Below are 317 nucleotides of genomic sequence, written 5' to 3' on the forward strand. Positions count from 1 at the left end.
CCGGTGACGGGTGAGGTGCGGGTGTTGAAGACGGATGCGAATACGGCGGCGCCGTTGGCGGGTGGTGTGTTCGATCTGTGGGAGGAGACGAACGGTGTTCCGGGTCTGCAGACGTCGGGGGTGAACCCGGACACGCAGGTGGGTGCGGCGTGTACGACGGGTGCGAATGGTCTGTGTGTTCGGACGGTGGAGGTCGGCACGTATTACTGGCGTGAGACGGCTGCCCCGCCCGGGTATCAGTTGCCTGCTTCGCCGGTGTTCGGTCCGTTGGTTCTGACTCCGGCGAATGCTTCGGCCGGTGTGCAGGTGACGGCCGC

Annotated in this window: 1 protein-coding gene; it reads left to right on the plus strand. The window is 65.9% G+C overall.

The genetic code is table 11. The annotated features are described in order from the left end of the window. Positions 1–24: 24 nt before the first annotated feature. A partial coding sequence (locus PUR61_RS04485; protein WP_329875850.1) for a prealbumin-like fold domain-containing protein occupies positions 25–317 on the plus strand: 293 nt, incomplete at its 3' end.

Origin of the sequence: Streptomyces sp. BE20 (assembly GCF_036322525.1) — a bacterium.
Classification (GTDB): Bacteria; Actinomycetota; Actinomycetes; order Streptomycetales; family Streptomycetaceae; genus Kitasatospora.